Source organism: Pseudomonas sp. NY15463, assembly GCF_048068415.1.
GTDB lineage: Bacteria > Pseudomonadota > Gammaproteobacteria > Pseudomonadales > Pseudomonadaceae > Aquipseudomonas > Aquipseudomonas mosselii_C.
In genome coordinates this window covers 103,403-123,998 of record NZ_JBLUQD010000001.1, presented here as the reverse complement: position 1 = coordinate 123,998, position 20,596 = coordinate 103,403, and the positions used below count along the sequence as shown (strand labels likewise).

Genomic DNA, 20,596 nt, shown 5'->3' with positions numbered 1-20,596 from the left:
CCTACTTGAAACACACTGACACGATATCGCCCCAGGTGCCTCTGGTCGTTTTCCTGGATTCAGTTTTTGCCTGCCGGTCGAGCCCATGGTGTTTCCCGTTCCATCACGCCTGTTGCTGCCCCTGGCCCTGTTCGGCCTGACCCTCGCCCTGACGCTGGCGGGGATTCTGGCCCGTCCAATCGAATCCCTCTCGCTGTTCTGGCCAGTCAATGCGGTGCTCGCCGGGGTACTGCTGCGCAACCCCCGCCTGGCTAGCCCAAGCGGTTTCGCCCTGATTTACCTAGGCATGGTCATCGCTGACCTTGCCTGTGCCAGCGCGTGGCGGCCCGCCCTGTGGTTCAACCTGTGCAACCTTGGCGCAATCGTCACCATCTGGTTCGCGATGGCGCGCCTGCCACGTATTCACCGACGCCTGCGCACACCGCATGGCACCCTCTGCCTGTTCGGTGCCTGCGCTGCCGGCGCGGCGGTCGCGGCGAGCCTGGCCTGCGTGATGGCCGCGCCTTGGTTTCAGGAGTCACTGCGTGCCACATGGCTGGCCTGGTTCAGCGAGCAGTTCTCCACCAGCGTACTGGTACTGCCGGTATTGCTCACCGCACCTTCGCCGCATGCGTTCAGCCGCAGTGCCGCGCAGCGGATCCGCCTGGCCCCGTTGCTGGTGCTGCTGGCCTCGCTGACACTGAGCATCGCCTTTGGCGGCCCTGGCGCGATTGCCTTCCCGATTGCCGCGCTGCTGTGGTGCGCGCTGAGCTACTCGCCGTTTCTGGTCGCACTGCAGGCGTTGACCGCCGGTAGCACGCTGATCGTTGCGGTGGCGCAAAACCTCATGCACTTCAGCGTGCCGCAGAGCGAACCAGGCGTGAATGCTCTGATGTCGGCACGCCTAGGTATCGCCATGCTGGTACTCGGCCCCCTGGTGGTGTCGTGTGTCAGCCATGCCAACCGTAGCCTGATGGCCCGCCTGGCCCACCAGGCCACCGTCGATCACCTGACCGGCACCCTTACCCGCAGTGCATTCACCCGCCGCGCCAATCAGCTGCTGGAGAGCCGACAGCAGTGTACCCCGATGGCGCCGCTGACCCTGATGATGCTCGACATCGATCATTTCAAACGCATCAACGACCAATACGGCCATGCCGTGGGCGACCAAGTGCTGCGCCAGTTCGCCCTGACCCTGGGTGAGCAACTGCATGAAAGCGAACTGTTCGCCCGGCTTGGGGGTGAAGAGTTCGCCATCATCGTGCCGGGGCTGGCGCCGGAGCTGGCGCAGTTCACCGCCGAACGCCTGCGCCGCGCCGTGCAGGACCTGCATATCAGCGAAGCCGGCCAGCGCCTGCCGATCACGGTGAGCATCGGCCTTGCTGGCTGCGCCACCGATACCAACGCCCCCAGCCTCGACGTGCTGCTGGCCGAAGCCGACCGGGCGCTGTACCGCGCCAAGGCCCACGGCCGCAACCGCGTCGAGCAGGCTGAAGGCCGCCGCCAGCAGGGCTGACTCAGGCCATCAGCAGGTCCCAACTCAGCTTGGCGATCAGCACGCACAGCAGCACCAGGAACAGCCCACGCACGAAACCGGCACCCTTGCGCACCGCAAGCCAGGTTCCAGTGAGCGCACCGAGGATGTTGAACACGGCCATGGGCAAGGCGATGGCCCATAGCACGTTGCCCGAGGGAATGAAGAACACCAGCGCCGCCAGGTTGGTCGCGATGTTGACCAGCTTGGCCGAGGCCGAGGCGTGGAGGAAATCCAGGGCGAAGAAGCGAATGAACAGGAAAATCAGGAAACTGCCAGTGCCCGGCCCGAACAGGCCATCGTAGAAGCCAATCGCGCCCCCGATCAGCACCGCCAGGCATTGCTCGCGACGACCAATCACGCTGGGCGCGTGCAGGGTGCCAAAATCCTTCTTGCAGAAGGTGTAGATCGCCATCAATACGATCAGCACCAGCACCATCGGCCGCATCACGCTGGCCGGCACCAGCGACACGGTCGCTGCGCCGAAGAACGACATGACGAACGCGCTCAGCGCGGCAGGCACGATCAAGCCCCAGTCCAACTTCACCTTGCGAATGAATGAACGCGCCGCAAAGCTTGTGCCACACACCGAAGCCAGCTTGTTGCTACCCAGCAGCGCCGCAGGTTGCGCGGCGGGCAACACATTGAACAGCGCCGGAATCTGGATCAGTCCACCGCCGCCGACGGCAGCGTCTATCAGGCCAGCGGCGAAGGCGAGCAGTGAAAGCAGGGCGATATCCATCATACGGGTGTCCGGGTGGCGAGAAACAGGCTTGCCAGACTAATCAAAGCGCAGCGTTTGTGTTGAAATGCCACGTTGCAATAACTGCAACGAGGATCGACCATGGCGCTGGACATGCTGCGCGAGATACAAGCGTTCGTCAGCGTTGCGCACAAACGCAGTTTCGTCACGGCCGCGCGTGCCTTGGGGCGCTCACCCAGCGCCGTTACGCGCGCGATACAGGCGCTGGAAGACAACAGCGGGGCCAAGCTGTTTAACCGTAACGCCACGGCGGTGACACTCACCGAAGCGGGCGAGCGCCTGCTGCCACATGCCGAACGCTTGCTGGATGTGCAACGCGATGCGGCTGACGAACTCGCAGCGCTAACCGGAACCGCACAAGGCTGGATTCGCCTGGCAGCGCCCGAGGTATTGGCCAGTCGGGTGTTGCCTCAGGTGCTGGCCGGGTTCTGCGCGCGCCATCGCCAGATGACTGTGGACGTGCAATTCAGCGACCAGGCCCTCGACCCCTTGCAAGGCCGCTTCGACGTCGTGATACGCGGCGCGTTTGCCCAATCCAGCGAGCTGATCGGCTACCCACTCTGGCACTACTCACGTCATCTGTATGCCAGCCCCGAGTATCTGGCCCGTGAAGGCACGCCCCCGGACATCGACGCCTTGAAGCAGCACGCGCTGATCCTGCATACCGCGCCACGCATCCTCAAGGCCTGGCATTTCTGTCGTGACGGGCAGATCACCAGCCTTCGGCCACAGCCAAGGTTGCGCTTGGGTTCAGGTGTCGCGGTGCTGCATACCTGCTTGGCTGGGGCCGGTATCGCGCGCCTGGCCGACTGGCTGGCCGAGCCTGAAGTCCAGGCCGGGCGGCTGGTCCGGGTATGCCCGGACTACCGCCTCACCTCCAGTACTGGCCATGACCCACAGATGCATGCGGTGTACCCCGCAGGTGCGCTAGCGCCACGGGTTCGCGAGCTGCTGCAGGCCCTGCGCGCAGGTGCCCCGCTGGAGTCCAAACAGCCCTGAACAGGGCTGCTCAATTTCTGTTCAATCTAACGGAAGCCCTGTGAAACTTGGCCTGTAGCGTTTTATCCACAGACCTACCCACGATTTTTGTGGACAGTTTCAACGTAGCTCGAAGGAATTTTTACAGGCGCAGCAACGCCGCATTAGCCAGTCGAACCAATTCCACCCACTCGCTGGTGCTGATGACTCCAGCATGTTCCAGCTCTTCGGCACGGCGCAACGCCTGGTCGTAGTCATCTTCATGGAGGATGCCTTCGCCGAGAAAACGACTGCGCCACTCCAGCATCGCTGCAGTGCCCTTATTGCGTTCCATAGTGTTCATCGACTCCAAGGCAGGTGGATCGACCCGTGTTTCCGGGCCTGTAACGGCCGCGGAGATTACACGAGCACCTGAACCTTGAGAACGATTGGAAACTACCGCTTGTCCAGCAGTAATGGCCTTGAGCCACAACGCTGGAGGGGCGAGATGGACAATGTGTCTACCGCCTATGAGGTCAGCGCCGCTTGGGCAATGGGCACACTCCTGCCAGCGGTTTGTCCTGCGCCTGCGATAGGCCTGTTCACAGCGATCGCGAACAGACGGTTCAGCTTGGCGGGATAGTCCCCAGCAGGCCGATCAGAATTGTCAGAAACAGGAAACCACCCAGAAACAGCGCGAGCTTGCCCATCGGAACCTCTACAGTGTGATGGCTGAACGGCGGTGCTGGCCGCTGATGATGATGGCCAGCCTGCCCAGCACGCCGCTTCGCAAGGCTGGGCCTGGGATGGATTGTGGGCCGACAGCTGATACGGTTACAGATTCAGGTTCAAGGAAAAAAACCATATCAGATGACTTTGTGGCGAACCTCCGCGACGCTCAACGCGCCGCATTGTGCCTGGTAAGCCTATGTCGACTCTTCATCCTGGCGCCTGGGCCAATACTCCCTCTTGGCGCCGTAACCACTGCATGGAAAGTCTTTCAGTGAGCCACTCACCGCCGTGCGTCAATGCACCACGGGCGGCGATTTGTGGGGACCCGGATGGCAGCTGCAGCATTTGCAACATTTCATTTCTAAGTGAACCTTAACCGGATACTCGCCCGGTATTGTTGAAAACACCCTGTTTATCGCTACGCCCCTTAATTCATAAGGCCCACGGGTTAGGTAGGCGCATAGCGAGCTCTCAGGCTCGCCTGATTTTTGTGCAGGACTATTCCTGCTAGCCCGTAGGCAACATCCGATCTACAGCGATCATGTATGAATAATCAGTATTTTGCACAAGACTGTGCTGATAACTTGCTGGTTTTCCTACAACGGCATGGATGCCTAGACGCAGAGACCGACATGGAACCGTTGCATACCGCTGCCCTCGCTTTGCAGAGGCACTTACTGAACCTTCGCCGCGAGCTGGCAGCCCTTGAGACCCACCAACAGGCGCAAGCCGAGCATCTCGCCGCCCTGATCGCGCATATCGAACAGGCCTTGTCCAGCCTGCCGGCAACGCTCAAGCCGCCCAGCTTGCAGTGATATGACGCAGCCGGCCGAAGGTACTGGCGAGCCCGTGACAAACCTCGGCCACTGACGCTGATCAACCCGCAATGGGATCGACCGGCTGCACCGCGTATGCACCGCCGCCCGTGATGGGTGGCGGTGTTTTTTGGAGTGGATCGGTATGCGCGTGTCAGCCTGGCCGACAGGCAGATATGGGCTGCTGCACCGCTCATGCCCTTATCCACCCCATGCACGCCTACGTGACAATCAACTATGCACTCACGTCAAAAGTCGATGGTCAGCCCCGCATACAGCGCTCGCCCGTCGCCCGGCGAATGCAGCGAGGCGTCGGCGCCATCCGGGTCATACCAGACGTATTCGTAGTAGCGGTTGGTCAGGTTCTTGAGTTGCAGGTCCACGCTCAGGGTTTCGCTGAGCCTGTAGGTGGCCCCGAGGTTCATCAGCACGTACCCGCCATAGGTGCCTTGCGTGTTCTCCCGCTCCAGGTAGTAGTTGGTCTGGCCGTTCGCCCAGGCGGTCAGTTGCAGCGCAGGCGTCGCCTGATAACTGATGCCGGTGTTCCACAGATGGTGCGGCACATGGTCGATTTCCTTGCCCTTGCTGGCTGGTAACGCGCTGCTGGGCTCAAGGATCTTGGAGTACTGCCAAGAGTACGACATCCACACTTCGGTACGCTCGTCCGGGTGCAAGTTGACCTGCAAATCGTAACCCCAGCGACGGGTTTCGCCGACGTTGTCCGACTCGCCGCTCGGGTCGTTCAGGCGACGGCTCACTTCGCCAGTCGCATCCTGACGCCAGTAAGCCACGCGACCATCGACCCAGCTGGACGGGGTGAACTTGACGCCGGTTTCCCAGCCTTCGTTGATCGATGGGGCCAGGTCCTCATTGCGCGGCGGCACTTTGTAGGCGGCAGCGCCTGTCCCGACCTGGAAGGTGCGCCCCCAGTTGGCGTACACACTGGCGAATGTCCACGGCGAATAGACAATGCTGAGTTTGGGCTGCTTGATCAGCCCATAGTCGTTGATGTCGTAGTCCTGCCCGGTCATCTTGTTGGTGAAGTCACCACTGATCTTGTCCACCCGATAGGCCGGCACGATCTTCAGTGATTCGAACGGTTCGATCTGCGCCTGCACGTAGGCACCGAGCGTGTTGAAGTCGAAGTCCTGATCGCGGGTTTGCGCCGTGCGTACACGCTCCAAGGTGCGGTAGCGTTCGCTGCGGTTCTGCTGCTTCTGCACATCGCTGCCACCTTCCAGGGCGAAGGCGTGCAGCCAGTCCACCTGGGGCCGCCAAGTCAGCGAGGTGATGGCGCCGTACTGATCCTCGTAGGTGTCGCGCTCCTGCTGTGAACTGGTGCGCCAGTACTGCGTCCAGCGACGGTCGTCATAGGTGTTGAGGTAGGTCTTGGCCGACCAGGACAGCGTCTCGACCAGGTCGGTGTCGAAGTGCAGGCTGACCTGATTCATCCGCCGCGTACCTTTGTCCGTGGCGTTGTAGTCATTGGTCATGCGCGGATGGCGGCGGGCGTCATCCTCGGTCAGGTAACCGGCCTCCTGGGCTTCGGACTCGTAATGACGCGCGATCAGCCCTACACGGTAGTTGCCATCGTCAGGGGTGTAGAACCACTTGCCGCCAAAGCTGTAGCGCTCGGTATCGCCATGCTCGCGATAACCGTCGACCTGCTGGCGGCCGAAGAAGTAGTTCTGTGTCCAGTTGCTGGTCTCGATGCCCTTGGCCAGTTGCACTTCACGGGTGTTGAAGCTGCCGTAGCGCAGTCGCGCCTTGTTGTAGTTGCCACCTGTGCGGGTATTGATGTTGACGTTACCGGCGATGTTGTTCAGGCCATAACGCGGGTCGCTCGTACCGCGCACCACTTCGATGCTGTCGATGTCCATGGGGAACACCGAATCGATGAAAGGCATGTTGCCGTCGTTGGTGTTGCTGGGGATGCCATCGATCAGCAGCTTCACCGCGTTCACTTCGCCTTCGCCATTGAAACCGCGAAACGACAACTTGCCTGAGGTGGTGCCTTGGTTGAACTCGGTCAACAACACCCCTGGCGCACGACTGAACAGTTCCCAGCTGTAGGTAACGGGCATCTTTTCGAGGATATCGCCCCCCAGGATGTCCACCGAACTGAGCACGCTGCTGGTGGCCAGCGGGCCGCTCTGGGTGCCGGTCACGGAGACCGCTCCGAGGGTCAAGGTCGCGTTTTGGCTGGTCAACGTCTCGGCCACAGCCATCGACAGAGGGGTCAGGGTTGAAATACAGGTAACGGCAAACAGCGGCAATACCGCACGGGCGGTGCTATGCAACGCAGGCATGGAGAAGGCTTCCTGGCAAGAAAAGTCGGGCACGGTCATCACACGCGCGCTGCGCGGGACCGCGAAGTGATCGACAAATCAAGCCAAGGGGGAAGCACGTGGATTGAGGTTGGGCCACTGCTCACGGGGTAGCGGCAAGGCCGGGGCATGGCCGAGCAGCAGCGCGGCGGGCCAGAAGCGCGGGAACAAGTGCTTGAAGTAGTCGCCGGCCAACAGTGCCTGGCCGGCGTGGCCGCAGCAGCAATCGCCAGCTTGCAGCTTGCTGTCGGCGTGATCGGCCAGTTCGGGCTGGTCAAGTTTCAGTTGCGCCAACAGCGACTTGGGCAAGCTCTGCACACCATGCAGGCTGCAAAAGCTGCCAAGAATCAGTGACGGCTCAACCGCCGGGGCGCGCAGGGAACGGTCGAGCGGCATCGCCAGCAGGTTGAATACCACTGCGAAACAGGCGAGCAGCCAGAGGTGAGTGCGAACGCGTGACAGCATGGACCGCCCCATGAAGTAAGGCGCGTATTAAGCCGCATCAGGGGCACTCTGTAAAAGTTCCAGCCCGTGCTATTTTGTCGCACATTCGTCAGAGATATTGCGCCGGGGCTAGGCTCAGGCGTGGCGAGCGGCAATTGAAAACGCTCACACAGTTTGTGGGCGAATCGCCATCATCAGCTTGGCATAATGCAAGCATTCCCTACCGCCCTAGATCAGCCACTGCCCGATGACTGCCTTGTTCGTTGTCCTGCTCGCCAGCCTACCCAGCCTAATCCTGCTGTGGATCCTGCATCGTCACCGCCAGCAACAACGTACCCTGCTGGCGACGCTGGACGTGGGCCTCGTGCAGCGGGCGGGTGATGGCCGGGTGCTCTGGCACAACCCGGCTGCGGCTGAACTGCTTGGCTGTACCCGTACCCCATTGCGCGGCCAGTGCCTGCAAGAGCGTCTACCGCACATGGCTGCCCCCACAGGCTCAGTGCAAGTCAGCGGTGATGACGGCCAGCCGCGCGCCCTGCACATCACCCAGCAAGGCAGCACCCATGCCAGACATTGGCTGCTGATCCGCCCGCTGCTGGTCGACGCCGAACGTTTCCAGCGCAGCCAGTATTTCGCCCGGATCGGGACCTGGGACTGGGACATCGACACCAACCGCTTGTACTGGTCCGATGCCATCTACGGCATGTTTGGCTATTCGGCCAACGAAGTGACACCGAGCTACGAACTGTTTTGCAATGCGGTTCACCCGGATGATCGCGTGCGCGTGCGCGCCGGTGAATTGCGCTGTATCGAGACCGGTGAGAATCACGATGAAGAGTATCGGGTAGTCTGGCCGGACGGCACGCTGCACTGGCTTCGCGAAACCGGCAACGTAGTCAAGGACGAACGCGGCACGCCGATCAAAATGATGGGCGTGGTGCGTGATATCACCGAAGAAAAAGCCTGGGCCAATCAGTTGCACCGACTGGCACATCACGACCCGCTGACCGGCCTGCCCAACCGCCTGGTGTTCGAACAACGCCTGGAGAGCGCCTTGCTCTTGGCCAAGCGCAATCACAGCCGTGTTGCGCTGGCCTTCATCGACCTGAACGGTTTCAAGGCCATCAACGACAGCCTCGGCCACGCAGCCGGCGATCAGGTCCTGCGTATGACCGCGACCCGCCTGCATGGTGCACTGCGCAACGCCGACAGCGTGGCGCGCCTGGGAGGCGATGAGTTTGTCACGCTGCTCGAAGGCTTGCCTACCGATCGCCTCCCCGAGGACGAGGCACGGGTAATCGCCGAGCGCTTGCTCGGGGCACTGGACGCGCCGATACGCCTGGGCGACGCGCAGCAACGGGTCGCCGTGAGCCTGGGCATCGCTATGTTCCCCGATCACGCGCAGACCCGCGACCAACTGATCCACGTCGCCGATCTGGCGATGTACGAAGCCAAGCGTAGCGGCGATAACCAGTACCGCCTGGGGCAGGCGCAGGCCCTGCGCGCCCGCAACGGCTGAGGTGCAAACGCCTAGGAACGAGGCCTTGCAGCCTCACGCACGCACACTGTAGACGGCCAGGCCTGCCAGTGCGCAGGCCAGCAGCACCTGAATCACACCGCGCCTGAAGCGTACCAACGCAAGCATGGCGGCACCTGCGATCAGCGCAGCAGGCCAGTCGAATGCGGCATCCAAACCGTGCGGCCAGAGCACGTGGTAGCCAAAGAACAGAGCCAGGTTAAGGATCACCCCGACGACTGCGGCGGTAATCCCGGTCAGCGCGGCAGTGAAGGTCAGCGCGTCGTGGCTCGACTCCACCACTGGCCCACCGGCAAGGATGAAGATGAAAGACGGCAGGAAGGTGAACCAGGTGATCAGGCTCGCCGCGACTGCCCCCGCGAGCCAAGGGTGCTGCGCAGCGAACATCGGGTGCGCATACCCCCCAACGAAGCCAACGAAGGCAACCACCATGATCAACGGGCCTGGCGTGGTTTCGCCCAAGGCCAGGCCATCGATCATCTGGGTTGGGCTCAGCCATCCATAATGCCCGACCGCCCCTTGGTAGACATACGGCAGCACCGCGTATGCGCCGCCGAAGGTCATCAGTGCCGCCTTGGTGAAAAACCAGCCCATCTGCGTCAGGCTGCCCTCCCAACCAAACGTCAACGTCAGCAAGCCCATGGGCAGCGCCCATAGCCCCGCTCCGACCACCAGCAGGCGAACCAACCGCCGCCAAGCGAAACGGGCGTGCTCCGGGATGGGCGTGTCGTCATCGATCAGCGCCGCCCCATAACCACGCTTGGCGCCCGCCTGCGCAGCGCCAAGGGTAAACGCGCCGGGGACCCAGCGACCGCCAAGGTAGCCGATGCTGGCGGCCGCCAGCACGATCAGCGGAAACGGCACGCCAAGGGCGAAAATGGCCACGAACGACGCCGCAGCCATTGCCCACAGCCAGCCATTTTTCAGGGTACGCGAGCCCATCCGGTAGGCGGCGTGGACGACGATGGCAGTGACCGCCGGCTTGATCCCATAGAAGATCCCGGCGACTACAGGAACCTCGCCAAAGGCCATATAGCCCCAGGACAAGCCGATCAAGATGAACAGCGAAGGCAACACGAACAATACGCCGGCAATCACGCCGCCCCAGGTGCGGTGCATGAGCCAGCCGATGTAAGTGGCGAGCTGCTGAGCCTCAGGGCCGGGCAGCAACATGCAGTAGTTCAGCGCGTGTAGAAACCGCTTCTCGCTGATCCAGCGCCGGCGCTCGACCAGTTCCTGGTGCATGATCGAGATCTGCCCGGCAGGCCCGCCAAAGCTGATGAAGCCTAACTTGAGCCAGAACCGCAAAGCCTCAAGCACAGCAATCGGCTGCACAGGCGCGGCCTGCGGCGGCGCCTTCAGAGTGCTGGGGCTATCAAGCATGCTGGGCATCCTCACGAGCAAAGACCGTCCGACCTTGAGCGGGTCGAATCGGCTTGCAAAGGTACACCACCGACCTGCCCCCTCAAAAGCGCCGACGCGCCCAACACGATGGCCGGGCGCGTCGTTACAACGCGGGTTACCGAGACGTGCTCGGCCTCTAGAGGCCGTAATCGGTTTTACCCAACACACGACAGTAGGACGCCACCGGGAAATTCGACAGTTGATCGAAGCTGTCGCCAGCGTAGCCGAAAATCTTGCCATCGCTACGGTGGTGCTGCATGTCGATCATCACCAGGCCAAGCGTGGGTACGATCTTCTCGCGCCAGACGAACAAATACAGTTCGTCGGCGATTTTGTAGTAATGGCAGCGATCAGTGTCGCACAGGCCTTGCTCCACCCCTTTGATGCAGTGCCAGGTGTAGAAATCATCATTGAGGTAGATATGCTCATACACCTCTGTCGGGCTGTAGCGGTACAGGTTGCGGATGCCCACCAACGCTGAGGTCGGTGCATGTGGGCATGCACCGGTTACCCAAGGTCGATCAAGGCTTCCGTGGTAGAACTCAACCTGAACGCCGGTCAGTTGCTGGCCAGCCAGGGCGCGAGCATACAGGCCTTCACTGGCTTGCTCAGCGTCAGGCAAGGTCGCAATGACAGCGGTGAAGGACTGAGTGAGCGTATCGAGCACCAGGCTCACAGAGTAGTCGTTGCCACGTTCATGCTTGAGGAAGTCAACCAGGTAGATGCCGGGCCGTACCGACGTGGCCCGATACGCTGCACGACCTGTGCAGTCATCACCCGCTTGAGCCCAGCTGACGTACTGCGCGTCAAAACGATGATCGATTTGCCAACCGTTTTCGAAGCACAGATTGAAACGCTTGCCTGCCAGATCTGCCAGGTTCGGCAAGATGAACGCTTGCGTCGCGAATCCGTCAGCGAGCGCGCCAACGGTGATCCAGTCGTGGTGTGAGTTCATGGGGGCCTACCTGCTGTGATGGAAGTGCCGCCATGCTGCCTGGCGTGATGCCGCGCGGGTATCAACCAGAGGGTTGAGTGCCAGGATTCAACCGGGCAGGTAGGCTCGCGACATTGCGGCGTCGCTCGCGCAGATCACCTCACGAAGAGCCGGGCGACGAGTTCCGTGCGGCTGGCCACCTGCAACTTTCGGAAAAGGTTGATCAGATGCGTCTTGACTGTCGCAAGCCCGATACCCAGCGCACGCGCCAGCACCTTGTTGCTCGCGCCGTCACGCAGCAACAAAGCGATCTGCTGTTCTCGGGCGGTAAGGCTGTCGAACAGCGCGTTGTCCGGGGCAAGACTGCGCGCGGCCAATTGCATCAACCCCTGCAAGGGCCGCAAGTTGGCCTGCTCCTGCGGGCTGAAGGCGCATGTTCCTGCCATGCGAAACAGCGAGATCCCTGCTACAGGGCAGGCGCCATCCATTGCAATCACCTCAACGACATCGACGACTGCGTGCCGCTGCAAAAATCCCAGGTAAATCGCGTTGTCCGTCGAAGGCCGGCGGTGCAGCCCTTGGTGGAGAGTCATCACCGTGCACCCTGCAGCTTCGCACGCAAGGGGACTCAGCGGATCGAGGTCGCGGTAATGCTCAAGGTATCGCTCATGCATGCGTGGCTGCATGCCACGCAGTTGGAAATCATGGGCTTCACGTTGCGCGTTGATACGGTAAACAGCAGCAAGGGCGTCAGGGACGAAGTGACTGAAGGCGCCAAGGCATTGCTGGGCAAAATCGTGGAAGCTGGTCGGATACATGGGTCCTCCTCACCGATACCTGGGCCAGGCGGCCGCTGCGCTTTCTAGCTCGCAGCTCCACTGACTGTATGCACGCTGCATGCCTCAGGTCTTGTACTTGCCTGCCAGCGAGCTTGCACCGCTGGACGTTCCCCACAGCGCAGCGCACGCAAGGACTTTAGTGCAATTGCTCACAACGCCGTGAATTGGTTAGCCTGTCTGCGCAGGCGCACCGGCGACCTTGGAGCAACACGTTGCTGCAAGTGAGTCGAGCACCCGGCAGGGCCTGACTTGCCCAGTGAGGCAGGCGCAGGTGACGCGTCGGGCGGGATAGGCTGAGGCGGCAAATGCTGGAGAAGTCATGAAAAGGAGTGCGCACAATGCTGCCTGACGCCGGATTCTATACCGCTCGAGGAAGACGAATTGCGCGCATACGCGGCAAGGTAGGCTTGTCCTTCGTCGCAGCGCTCTCGTTTCTGGCGGGCATGACAGACGCCGTAGGTTTCACCGCAACGGGCGATTTCGTCTCATTCATGAGCGGCAATACCACGCGACTTGCCGTGTCGATCAGCCAGGGCGACCTGCACGCCACCTTCAGTATCGCCACGCTGATCGCGGCGTTCATCGCGGGCAATGCCCTGGGCGTGATCATCGCGCGCTGGGTGGGCCGACGGTCTTGGCCGTTGCTTGTGAGCGTAGCCGCGCTCCTGGGCCTTGCAGCGGCGATACCTGCGTCGCTGATTGCGCTGATAGGCGCCGTGATCGCGATGGGCATGATCAATGCGGTCGTGGAAGAGGTCAACGGGCTGCCAATCGGACTGACCTACGTGACCGGCGCCCTGTCCCGCTTCGGGCGGGGCTTAGGCCGATGGTTACTCGGCGAGCGCAAGCCTGGCTGGCGGGTACAACTGGTGCCTTGGCTTGGCATGTTGCTGGGCGCGGTGGCCGGCGCGCTGGTTCAAAACCAGTTCGGCACCGCCGCCCTTGCGATCAACGGATTGGTTGCAGCGGGGCTAGCCGGCGCTTCGCTCATCATTCCGCGCAGTTGGCAAAGGGCATACATGCGTTGATGCACAGGGTTCGCGAAGCGGTTCTTCCCGCCGAACCCTTCGTGCGCTTGCCCTGAACATCAGCTCCGCGTGCGCTGACTGCCCAGATGCAGGGCCTGAGCCACGCATGCGTCACGCGCCCTGTAAGAATCAGTAACATTTTGAGGAAGCCGTGGCCAGGCGTTTTCACACAATGCTGACATTGAAGCAGGCAAATTCGCGTTGCTTCGATACGTTCTGTTCAACCCGCCCCAGCTGGCGGGTTTCTTTTTTTGGGCCGCCGCCCGGCGCGGCAGGTCACACTTGCGCCCCGCACGAACACCCGCTCGCAAACAGACCCGCGCCTGGGCTATCGTCATGCCTTTCTTTCCTACGCTAGGCCCGTCAGCATGCGCATTGTCATCCCCGACGACTACCAGCACGTGATCCACACCCTCGACTGCTTCAGCCGCCTCGCCGGGTATGAGGTTACGGTGCTGCATGACCGGCAACCCGCCTCGACCGACGAACTGGCCGAGCGCTTCGCCGACGCCGACGCCTTGGTGCTTACCCGTGAACGCACGCGCATCGACGCGGCCTTGCTAGCGCGCCTGCCCAAGCTCAAGCTGATCAGCCAAACCGGCAAGGTCTCCAGCCACCTGGACCTCGCCGCCTGCACCGCCCACGGCGTCGTGGTGACCGAGGGTCGTGGCTCGCCGGTGGCGCCGGCGGAACTGGCCTGGACACTGATCCTCAACGCTCGTCGACAGTTGGTCCCGGCCATCGATGCGTTTCGCCAGGGCCAATGGCAAGTCAACCTCGGCCAGGCTGTCGCCGGCCAAACCTTGGGGATCTGGGGCTACGGCAAGATCGGCCAGCGCCTGGCGCGCTATGCCCAGGCATTCGACATGCCGGTGCTGGTATGGGGCAGCGCGGCCAGCCGCGCCGCCGCCCAAGCGCATGGCCACCAGGCAGCGAGCAGTCGCGAGGCGTTCTTCGCCCAAGCCGATATCCTCAGCCTCAACCTGCGCCTGTCGGACACCACCCGGCATGCGGTGACCGCCACGGACCTTGGCCACATGAAGACCGACGCCCTGCTGGTGAACGTCAGCCGCGCCGAACTGATCGCGCCAGGCGCCTTGCTGCAAGCGCTCGACAGCGGACGGCCGGGCTTTGCGGCTGTGGATGTGTTCGAGCATGAACCGTTACTCGACCCCAACCACCCCCTGCTGCGCCATCCACGCGTACTGAGCACCCCGCACTTGGGTTATGTGGAGAAAAACGGCTACGAGCTGTATTTCGGGGATGCCTTCGACAATGTGCTAGCGTTCTTCGACGGTGCACCGACCCAGGTGGCCAATCCCGATGCCCTGAAGGGCCGGAGCGATTGCTGAAGGCGCGCAGGCCCGGCCCTGCAAAGGTCGAACCGATCGGCATCGCGGGGTATACTGGCCGACCCCGCCGCGCCCGAGCGGTGCGTTGTCCATTCTTGCAGGATGCACCATGTCGACCCAGCAACTGTCCCCCCTTCCCGATACCACCCTCAGCGCCACCCCAGCCCCGCTCAGTCAAGCCCTGAGCCAGCTGCAACACGCCGAAAATCGCTTGGCCGAGCGCGTCCGCGTGATCAGCAAAGCGTTCCTGATCGTCACCTCGGTGTTCTGCCTCGCGCTGCTGGTCAAATGGGTATGGGCCGGGCACTACATTGGTGGACCGATTCTGGCCGGGGTGATCTTCTGCCTTATGGGGTTCCTGTACCGCCCGGTCTCATTGCTCTGGCGTCCGCAGCAATGGGCGGTGGACAAGGCCTGGCGACAAGCCGATGAAGTACGACGCGAGGCGGGCAAAGCGTTCATGTCCAGCCAGGCCCTGGGCGCGTACCACTGGATCACCCGCGGCGGGCGTATGCTCGGCGTATTCCCCGACAGCCGTACGCTGTACCTGCTGGCCGCCGAGAGTGGCGAACAGCATGCCCTGATGGATGCCCCACGGGTGGTCAAGGCCGTGCGCGTCGATGAACAGGCCGTCACCAGCACCACCAGCAACACCACCACCAAACATGGCCGCCGCCATGTCTTTGGGTTCACCAATAGCTGGGGCATGATCGGCAGCGGCAAGTCGCGCTCCACGACCACCACCACCAGCAGCACCGTGCGCACCTTCACCCTGCACGTGCAGTTGCAGTGCGAAGGCCACCCGCCGTTCTGGGTACAAATGCCCTTCGCCGACAACTGGCAAGAGGCACAGAACTGGAAGCTGCTGATCGAGCAGACTATCGGACGGTAACAACCTGGCTTGCCATGGACGAACTGCGCAAGATCGACCTCAATCTGCTGCTGACCCTCAACGCGTTGCTGATCGAAAAGCACGTCACCCGCGCCGCGCTGCGCCTGCACCGTAGCCAGCCTGCGGTCAGCCACGCGTTGGCCCAGTTGCGCACGCATTTCGACGATCCCTTGCTGGTCCGCCAGCATGGACAGATGGTGCTCACCGCGCGCGCCCAGTCACTGGCTGGCCCCCTGCAAGACGCCTTGGCCAGCCTCAACGGCCTGCTCGCCCCTGCGGCCTTCGACCCGGCCCTGGCACGGCGCCGGTTTCGCCTTTCGCTGTCGGATTACGCCTCACGCATCATCCTGCCACCGTTGGTGCGTTATCTGCGCCAAGCCGCGCCGGGCATCGACCTGGCCATCAGCCAGGCCAGTCGCAAGGTGATGATGGCGCAGTTGCAGGATGGCGAACTGGACCTCGCGCTGGGGGTCTTCGACGACGTGTCGGCCAACATCGTCGTGCAACGCCTGTTCAGCGAGGACTTCATCAGTGTCGCCGACAAAAGCACCCTCAGCGACGGTGCTCTGACTCTCGAACAGTGGCTGGCGCGCCCGCATGTGCTGCTGGCCATGCGTCCCGATGCCTTCGACGAAATCGAGCGCGCCCTGGCCGCGCAGGGGCTCAGCCGCCATATTGCGCTGGCACTGCCACATTGGAGCGCAGCGCTGGAGGTGCTACCCGGCACCGACCTGGTGCTGACCGTGGCCAGCCGCGCGGCAGCGTCGGTGGAGCGTTTCACGACCTTGGGCACCTTCACCCCGCCCTTTGCCAGCCCGCGTATCGCCTACCAGCAGGCTTGGCACACGCGTAAGCAGGATGACCCGGCCCACCGCTGGCTGCGTGAGGCGCTGTACACCATCAGCCAGCCGCAGCCGGCGTAAGCCCTACTGACCGGCCTGCACAGTCACGCTCGCAGGGGCCGATGCGCCAACGCCCTGTACCAGCAGCACGCCCCCCAGAATCAGCACGATCCCGACGACCTTGGCCCAGTTGACGGGCTTGCTAGCCAGCCCCATAAGGCCGAAATGGTCCACCACCACGGCGGTGATGATCTGCCCGGCCACCACCAACATCAGGAATCCGCCAGCCCCAAGCTTCGGCGTAAGCGCCGCCGCGCCCGCTACGTAGAGCGCGCCCAGTACGCCACCGATCCACAGCCACCAAGGCCCCTGCAAGGCCTTGCCCAGTGACGGCAGCGGTACGCGCAGCACCAGCAACGCCAATATCACCACCACGCCGCTGACCAGCAGCGAGGTCATGGCGCCCCACAGCGGATGGCCCAGCGCCTTGCCTACCGCCGCATTGCTGGCGGCCTGGAACGGTAGCGCCATCCCTGCCATGAAGGCCAGGCCGGCGGGAACAACGGTTAAAAGCGCGGTTTTGCTGAACATGGGTAGCCTCCGTGAGCGGGGAATGCGCACAGGATGCGGGATATGGATTTTCGATGGAAATCGAACCTGTGCACGCCCTGCATTCGCCAGACGAATAATCAAAAATACCTGCCACGGCCCTGCCGCGCAGCCAGCCACAGCACACGCATCCGACACAAGGCCATCACTGCCCCATGGTGAAACCACCCCCGCCCTGTGTATGCTGGCCACGCTCCTGCCCCACGCCCCGGACTTCGTTATCCATGCCCGTTGACCTCAAAGCCCTTTATCCCCGGCTGATCCACCTGATGCTGGACACCGTGTTCGTGGTCGACCAGGACAACATCATTGTCTTCGTCAGCGATGCCTGCCAGGCGCTGCTCGGCTACACGGCCAGCGAACTCATCGGCACCCCGATCACCCGCTACATGCACCCTGAGGATCTCGAAGCCACCCAGGCGTCGATCATGCGGGTCATGAACGGCCAACCGCATTTCGACTTTCGCAACCGCTACCTGCGCAAGGACGGCGGTGTCGTGCATATTCTCTGGGCCGCCTTCTGGTCCGATGAGGTGGGCGCGCGTATTGGCGTCGCACGGAATGTCACGGCCCTCACCGAGGCCGAGCAGGAGCTGCGTTTTCTCGCGCACCACGACCCGCTCACTCGGCTGGCCAACCGTTCGCTGTTCAACCAGCGCCTGAGTGCCGCCCTGCAAGCCGCACAGCAGGAGCAGCAGCCACTGGCGCTGTTGTTCTTGGACGTGAACGGTTTCAAAGCCATCAACGACTTGCACGGCCACGCCTTGGGCGATCGCGTGCTGTGCACCGTCGCCCGCCGCCTGGAAAGCTGCGTATCCACTACCGACACCGTGGCGCGCATGGGCGGCGATGAGTTCACCGTGCTGCTGACCGCCAGCGCCACACCCGCCGCGGTCAGCGAAAAGCTGGGGGAGATCCTCGCGGTCATGGCCGAACCCCTCGGGGATGAATTCGGCGGGCTGCCCATGCCGTCGTGCAGCATCGGCCTGGCGTGTTATCCGGCCGATGGCCGTGATGCCGACACCCTGCTCAGCCACGCCGATGGCGACATGTACCAAAAGAAGCGACGTCGCTACGCCGCGGGCTGACCACCTGCGCTCGAGTAGGCTAGCGAAGCTTGTCGATCCGGGCCACGCTCAAATCGACTATTCGGCACACACACCCGAGGAGCCCTCCCCATGCGCAAGCTCATCGTCGCCGCCTTCGTCACCCTCGATGGTGTCATGCAGGCCCCCGGCGGCCCCCAGGAAGACACCAGCGGCGGCTTCAGCTATGGCGGGTGGCTGCCGCCCTACGCCGACGAAGCCTTCGGCCAGGCCATGCAGGCACTGTTCAGCCAGCCGTTCGAACTGGTGCTGGGGCGGCGCACCTACGACATCTTCGCCGGCTACTGGCCACACGTGGCCGCCGAATCACAGAGCCAACCGATGGCTGAGCTGTTCAACCGCGTGGCCAAGCATGTCGCCACCCACCATCCCGAATCGCTCGCCTGGCACAACAGCCATGCGTTGGGCGCCGATCCTGTACAAGCGATCCACGCACTCAAGCAACAAGCGGGCACCACGTTGCTGACCCAAGGCAGCGCCGAGCTGGTCCGGCAACTGCTGGCGGCGGGGCTGGTGGACGAGTTGCGCCTGCTTATCCACCCACTGCTGCTGGGCCCAGGCAAGCGCTTGTTCGGCGATGACGCCCAGGCTGCGGCGTTCACTCTGCGCGAGCCCGTCGTCAGCACCAGCACCGGCGTGCTGCTTGCCCACTATGTACGCAGCGGGCCAGTGCAGACCGGTTCGTTCGCCTGATCAGTCGAGCAGGCGCGCCAGGGCCTGGGCAAAGCCTTGGGGATCTTCGAGCATCATCAAGTGCCCGACACCGGCCAACACGCTGACACTGGCGGCCTGCTGCGCGGCCCAGTGCGGCATGTCCCAGCCTGCGCGGGAGTGTTCGCCGGCCAGCAGGTGCACCGGGGTCGCTGCGAATACCGCTTGCAGTTGCGCGTGGTAGCGCGCCGCACCGGTCACCGTCAGCACCGAGCGTGCCATGGCTTGCAAGGTGGTGGCCGGCTGGTGGGCCAGCCAGCGCTGGGCCAATGCCAGGCGCGGCGCGCTGGCAGCTATACCGGCGCCGCCCAGCCAAGCGCGGGGGTCTTCGCGAAAACCGTCGAGCATGGCCTCGGCTTGCTCGGCGTTCATACGCGCCACCGAAGCCGACCAGAACGCATCGTTCAAGGTGAAATTGCCCTCGATGCTCACCACGCTGGCCACCTGCTGCGGATAGCGCAGGGCATACAGCATCGCCACCACCCCGCCCACCGAATGCCCGACCAAATACACCCGCGCCACCTGGCGCGCCTGCAACTGGCGGTGCAGGTGCTGCACCTGGGCGTCGATGTCGATGCGTGCTGGCGGGATGCCTTGCAGGGCACCATAGCCAAGCAGGTCCGGGGCGATCAGCGCACGCGGTTGCAGGGCCGCGTGCAGCGCCGGGTGATCCAGACAACCAATCAAGCCATTGACCAGCACCACCGGAATGTCGAGTTCCATCGCCTGCCTCGCTACCTGCCAAAGGGAAGCCGCAGCATGGGCCGCGGCGCCCGGCTTGGGTAGCGGCGCTTGATTGCCCACGGACAATCCAGGCTTTGCCGCAACGCCCTTGTTTTTGCCGTAAGCTGTCAAGCCCGCCGAGCCGGCGAAGCCCACAGGGAAGGATCCCGATGCCTGATATCCGTCGCGCCACCCAAGATGACGCCGAGGACGCCTACGCCATCCGCTGCCAGGCCATCCTTGCGCAATGCCCGCCGTTTTATGGCGCCCAGCTGGCGCATGCCTGGGCCCATGTGCCACACAGCGAAGGCTTCACCGCCTTGGTCGCCGAACACTTTCACCTCGCCTGCCTACAAGGCCAGAGCGTCGCCACCGGCATGATCGACCTGAACAGCGGCGAACTCGGCGCGTTGTTCGTGCTGCCAGGCTACATGGGACGCGGGATTGCCCGGGCCATGGTCGGGCACCTGGAAGCCATCGCCGTGGCGGCCGGGCTCGACGAAATCCACCTCGACGCGACCCTCAATGCAGCGCCGTTCTATCGGCGCTGCGGCTATGTGGGGGACAACCAAGGGGTCTATCACTCGCCCTCGGGGTTGCAAATGCTGTGCGTGCCGATGCGCAAGCAACTGGCCATGCCTCGCCGCTAGCGGCCTGCCGGGGCGTGCCCCGGCAACCTCGATAGTCACTATCGAGCGTGGCAATTTCTCAGCGCGCGGAGCACGCCATAACCTTTCCACATCGACTCACCGATCATGGAAAGCGCCCGATGAATACCACCGCCCGCCTGCTGCTCGCTGCCCTCGCCCTCGTGGTATTCAGCGGCTGCGCCAATCACCCCGAACTGCGCCCTTATACCGCCGAGGAAAAACGCCAGTTGCAGCTTGAAGCCCTGCAACGCCAAGGCTTGAGCCTGGAAGAGTACGAGCAGCGCAGGCTGGCCGTGCTGCGCGCCGACAGCGAGCAGGCCCTGACCCAGGTCCAACCCGCCAACCTGGACGTGCGCAGCTGAGGCGCCGCCTCAGACCCTCTGACAGGCCAAGCGCTCTTAGACCGTGGACCTTGAGC

At 63.1% G+C, this 20,596-nt stretch carries 21 protein-coding genes; 12 read left to right on the top strand and 9 right to left on the bottom strand.

The genetic code is table 11. The features are described from left to right. The first annotated feature begins 70 nt into the window (after positions 1-70). Positions 71-1,495 (top strand): diguanylate cyclase, encoded by a 1,425-nt coding sequence (locus ACNFIC_RS00605; RefSeq protein WP_416780022.1) that lies wholly within the window; start codon positions 71-73, stop codon positions 1,493-1,495. A gap of 1 nt (position 1,496) precedes the next feature. Here ACNFIC_RS00605 and ACNFIC_RS00600 read toward each other — a convergent pair whose 3' ends face one another. Then, the gene (locus tag ACNFIC_RS00600; RefSeq protein ID WP_416779265.1) at positions 1,497-2,258 is read right to left on the bottom strand and encodes a sulfite exporter TauE/SafE family protein; all 762 of its coding nucleotides are present in this window, start codon (positions 2,256-2,258) and stop codon (positions 1,497-1,499) included. A 99-nt stretch (positions 2,259-2,357) separates the two neighbouring features. Here ACNFIC_RS00600 and ACNFIC_RS00595 point away from each other — a divergent pair, with 99 nt between their 5' ends. Beyond that, positions 2,358-3,275, top strand: coding sequence for a LysR family transcriptional regulator (locus ACNFIC_RS00595; RefSeq protein WP_138217301.1), 918 nt, complete (start codon positions 2,358-2,360; stop codon positions 3,273-3,275). 121 nt (positions 3,276-3,396) lie between these two features. On the opposite strand, the gene ACNFIC_RS00590 is transcribed toward ACNFIC_RS00595, so the two are convergent. Beyond that, positions 3,397-3,588, bottom strand: a complete 192-nt coding sequence (locus ACNFIC_RS00590) for a hypothetical protein (RefSeq protein ID WP_138217300.1) — start codon at positions 3,586-3,588, stop codon at positions 3,397-3,399. 1,009 nt (positions 3,589-4,597) lie between these two features. Between ACNFIC_RS00590 and ACNFIC_RS00585 the strand changes: the two genes are divergently transcribed. Further along, positions 4,598-4,780, top strand: a complete 183-nt coding sequence (locus ACNFIC_RS00585; protein WP_416779264.1) for a hypothetical protein — start codon at positions 4,598-4,600, stop codon at positions 4,778-4,780. Positions 4,781-5,028: 248 nt separating this feature from the next. Here the strand turns inward: ACNFIC_RS00585 and ACNFIC_RS00580 are convergent, their stop codons facing one another. Next, positions 5,029-7,089 carry a TonB-dependent receptor gene (locus ACNFIC_RS00580; RefSeq protein WP_416779262.1) on the bottom strand — a complete coding sequence of 687 codons (2,061 nt, stop codon included), beginning with the start codon at positions 7,087-7,089 and terminating at the stop codon, positions 5,029-5,031. A 78-nt stretch (positions 7,090-7,167) separates the two neighbouring features. Beyond that, complete coding sequence (locus ACNFIC_RS00575) at positions 7,168-7,572, bottom strand: DUF2946 family protein (RefSeq protein WP_138217298.1); 405 nt, start codon at positions 7,570-7,572, stop codon at positions 7,168-7,170. Positions 7,573-7,798: 226 nt separating this feature from the next. Between ACNFIC_RS00575 and ACNFIC_RS00570 the strand changes: the two genes are divergently transcribed. After that, positions 7,799-9,070 (top strand): diguanylate cyclase domain-containing protein, encoded by a 1,272-nt coding sequence (locus tag ACNFIC_RS00570; protein ID WP_416779259.1) that lies wholly within the window; start codon positions 7,799-7,801, stop codon positions 9,068-9,070. A 33-nt stretch (positions 9,071-9,103) separates the two neighbouring features. On the opposite strand, the gene chrA is transcribed toward ACNFIC_RS00570, so the two are convergent. From chrA to ACNFIC_RS00555, 3 genes are all read right to left on the bottom strand, one after another. Then, positions 9,104-10,471: a chromate efflux transporter gene (gene chrA / locus ACNFIC_RS00565; RefSeq protein ID WP_416779257.1), complete on the bottom strand. Its 1,368-nt coding sequence runs from the start codon at positions 10,469-10,471 to the stop codon at positions 9,104-9,106. A 157-nt stretch (positions 10,472-10,628) separates the two neighbouring features. Further along, positions 10,629-11,447: a molybdenum cofactor biosynthesis F family protein gene (locus ACNFIC_RS00560; RefSeq protein ID WP_138217296.1), complete on the bottom strand. Its 819-nt coding sequence runs from the start codon at positions 11,445-11,447 to the stop codon at positions 10,629-10,631. 134 nt (positions 11,448-11,581) lie between these two features. Continuing rightward, on the bottom strand, positions 11,582-12,244 hold the full coding sequence (locus tag ACNFIC_RS00555) for a helix-turn-helix transcriptional regulator (RefSeq protein WP_416779255.1): 663 nt from the start codon (positions 12,242-12,244) through the stop codon (positions 11,582-11,584). A gap of 359 nt (positions 12,245-12,603) precedes the next feature. Here ACNFIC_RS00555 and ACNFIC_RS00550 point away from each other — a divergent pair, with 359 nt between their 5' ends. The 4 genes from ACNFIC_RS00550 (at position 12,604) to ACNFIC_RS00535 (ending at position 16,460) form a co-directional block, all read left to right on the top strand. Further along, the gene (locus tag ACNFIC_RS00550) at positions 12,604-13,293 is read left to right on the top strand and encodes a YoaK family protein (RefSeq protein ID WP_416779253.1); all 690 of its coding nucleotides are present in this window, start codon (positions 12,604-12,606) and stop codon (positions 13,291-13,293) included. A gap of 368 nt (positions 13,294-13,661) precedes the next feature. Then, a complete protein-coding gene (locus ACNFIC_RS00545; protein ID WP_138217293.1) occupies positions 13,662-14,645 on the top strand; it encodes a D-2-hydroxyacid dehydrogenase family protein in 984 nt (327 codons plus the stop codon). Between the two features lie 109 nt (positions 14,646-14,754). Next, positions 14,755-15,537 (top strand): hypothetical protein, encoded by a 783-nt coding sequence (locus ACNFIC_RS00540; RefSeq protein WP_416779251.1) that lies wholly within the window; start codon positions 14,755-14,757, stop codon positions 15,535-15,537. 14 nt (positions 15,538-15,551) lie between these two features. Next, positions 15,552-16,460 (top strand): LysR family transcriptional regulator, encoded by a 909-nt coding sequence (locus ACNFIC_RS00535; RefSeq protein WP_416779249.1) that lies wholly within the window; start codon positions 15,552-15,554, stop codon positions 16,458-16,460. A gap of 3 nt (positions 16,461-16,463) precedes the next feature. Here the strand turns inward: ACNFIC_RS00535 and ACNFIC_RS00530 are convergent, their stop codons facing one another. Beyond that, positions 16,464-16,970, bottom strand: a complete 507-nt coding sequence (locus ACNFIC_RS00530; protein WP_138217290.1) for a DMT family transporter — start codon at positions 16,968-16,970, stop codon at positions 16,464-16,466. Between the two features lie 242 nt (positions 16,971-17,212). On the opposite strand from ACNFIC_RS00530, the gene ACNFIC_RS00525 reads away from it, so the two are divergent. Then, complete coding sequence (locus tag ACNFIC_RS00525; protein WP_138217289.1) at positions 17,213-18,076, top strand: sensor domain-containing diguanylate cyclase; 864 nt, start codon at positions 17,213-17,215, stop codon at positions 18,074-18,076. A 90-nt stretch (positions 18,077-18,166) separates the two neighbouring features. Next, complete coding sequence (locus ACNFIC_RS00520; RefSeq protein WP_138217288.1) at positions 18,167-18,787, top strand: dihydrofolate reductase family protein; 621 nt, start codon at positions 18,167-18,169, stop codon at positions 18,785-18,787. Here the strand turns inward: ACNFIC_RS00520 and ACNFIC_RS00515 are convergent, their stop codons facing one another. Beyond that, on the bottom strand, positions 18,788-19,528 hold the full coding sequence (locus tag ACNFIC_RS00515) for an alpha/beta fold hydrolase (RefSeq protein ID WP_416779247.1): 741 nt from the start codon (positions 19,526-19,528) through the stop codon (positions 18,788-18,790). A gap of 170 nt (positions 19,529-19,698) precedes the next feature. Between ACNFIC_RS00515 and ACNFIC_RS00510 the strand changes: the two genes are divergently transcribed. Together ACNFIC_RS00510 and ACNFIC_RS00505 are read left to right on the top strand one after the other, a co-directional pair. Continuing rightward, positions 19,699-20,178: a GNAT family N-acetyltransferase gene (locus ACNFIC_RS00510; protein ID WP_138217286.1), complete on the top strand. Its 480-nt coding sequence runs from the start codon at positions 19,699-19,701 to the stop codon at positions 20,176-20,178. Between the two features lie 119 nt (positions 20,179-20,297). Then, positions 20,298-20,540, top strand: a complete 243-nt coding sequence (locus tag ACNFIC_RS00505; RefSeq protein ID WP_416779244.1) for a hypothetical protein — start codon at positions 20,298-20,300, stop codon at positions 20,538-20,540. Positions 20,541-20,596: the final 56 nt, after the last annotated feature.